This is a genomic window from Yoonia sp. (assembly GCF_030731595.1).
Classification (GTDB): Bacteria; Pseudomonadota; Alphaproteobacteria; order Rhodobacterales; family Rhodobacteraceae; genus Yoonia.
The window spans coordinates 389-2,186 of the sequence record NZ_JANQTS010000122.1; the positions used below are offsets into that span (position 1 = coordinate 389).

Annotated in this window: 1 protein-coding gene and 1 pseudogene; one reads left to right on the forward strand and one right to left on the reverse strand. The window is 58.3% G+C overall.

Annotation, left to right across the window (positions count from 1 at the left end; translation table 11 throughout):
* Positions 1–81: 81 nt before the first annotated feature.
* Positions 82–672: pseudogene (locus NWQ23_RS14375) on the forward strand (IS5 family transposase); the annotation flags it as partial.
* A 12-nt stretch (positions 673–684) separates the two neighbouring features.
* Here NWQ23_RS14375 and NWQ23_RS14380 read toward each other — a convergent pair.
* A complete protein-coding gene (locus NWQ23_RS14380; RefSeq protein WP_306167080.1) occupies positions 685–1,620 on the reverse strand; it encodes an IS110 family transposase in 936 nt (311 codons plus the stop codon).
* Positions 1,621–1,798: the final 178 nt, after the last annotated feature.

Here is a 1,798-nt window from a genome sequence, read left to right on the forward strand (position 1 = left end):
CTCTAAGAGCCCAACCGAAAACTAAGTTGAGTGATTTCCGCAAGTTGTGATTCTCTGTGGTTGCGAAACCTGGAGAAAATCATGCCTTGGACAGAAATCACTCGCCCGAACTATGACCGACGCGGCCAACGTTATGCAAGCGACAGTACCGATGCGGAATGGGCATTGGTTGCACCCTGCATGCCACCGGTCTCGAAAGTTGGCCGACCGCGCAAAACCGATCTGCGCACCGTTTGGGACGCGATCCAGTACATGGCCGCGACCGGGTGCCAATGGGCGATGCTGCCCAAGGATTTCCCGCCGTTCACAACGGTGCAATACTACTTCTACATGCTTCGAAACAGCGGCCTGCTCGACATTCTGAACGAGGCATTGGTCGGAGCCTCCCGCGTGCTGGCTGGCCGGGACTTGGTCCCGACTGCCGGAATCATCGACAGCCAATCGGTCAAGACCACGGAAAGCGGCGGGCCGCGCGGATATGATGCGGGCAAGAAAACAAAGGGGCGCAAGCGGCATATCGTGACCGACACGGACGGCAACCTGCTTGGGCTGGTCACGCACACCGCCGATATCCAGGACCGCGACGGCGCGCCGGGCGTCATCATGCAGGCCTTTGAAAGCTTTCCCACCCTGACACATCTGTTCGCGGATGGCGGCTATGCCGGAGAGAAGTATCCGTCTTGATCAAGCGGTTTTTGGCGCCCACATCCGATCAGCTTTGACCAGCGCGTTTGCCATTTCGATGAGCTTACGCATGACGACGACGATGGCGACCTTTGCGGGTTTTCCGACTGTTCGGAGGGCATCATATTTGGCCTTGAGATCCGGGTTGAACCGCATAGCGACCAGTGCGGGCATGTAAAGGGCGTCGCGCAGAGGTTTGCGTCCGCCTCCGATGAATGACTTTCCCTGCCATTGACCGGATTGTCGGGTGATGGGTGCAAGACCGGTCAGGCTGGCCACCTGTTTGCGCTGCAACGTACCTATCTCGGGCAACAGGGTCAGCATTGCGGCGGCCGTGACTGCACCGATCCCAGGCATTGAGCAGAGAATATCGCGGTTGCGTGCAGTGGCCCCATGCGCCTGAATCAGCGCAGCAATTTCAGCGTCCAGCTCGGCAATCTGACGTTCTACCTGCGTGAGCCGCGCCTTGGTTTGGCGTTTCAAGAGAGGAATATCTTGGGTCTGGGCACGGTTGCGCAGTCGCGTGCGGTCCTTGATCAGCCCGGCACGGGCAACGTGTAAATCCCTGAGAACAAGAGTTTCCTTAGAACAAGGTGCTTGAGGCTCAAGGTTGAACGCAGCCCCCATCCGGGCCAACATCTGAGCATCTACGGCATCGGTTTTGGCACGGGTGCCATACGCCTCAGCAAACCGGCGTGCCTGGAGCGGGTTCACCTTGACCAAGGGGAACGTCTCGCCGAGCGCCGTCTCGAACGCCTTATGATAGGGCCCCGTCGGTTCGAACACGATCCGTGCCGCTGCTGCCGTGCCCAGCCATTTTTTCAGCGATCGAAATCCCGCCGCCGAATTATCGAAGCGCTGCGCCTCATCATCTTCCAGCCGGAAGACATCCAGATGGGATTTTGAAATGTCTACACCGATGGTATATTCAGTCATCTTCGCCATGTCCTATGCTTGTCATGCGTGGATTGTCACACGCGTATCCGTTCAGGCCCTGTGGTGAAGACGGCGGTTGATCATACTTCTCAACGGTCCCGGTAGACCAAGCTGTTTGCGATCCAACCGCCGCCACTGCCCGCCATAAATGGCGTGGCGGGCAGTGGCTCCCTTTTGC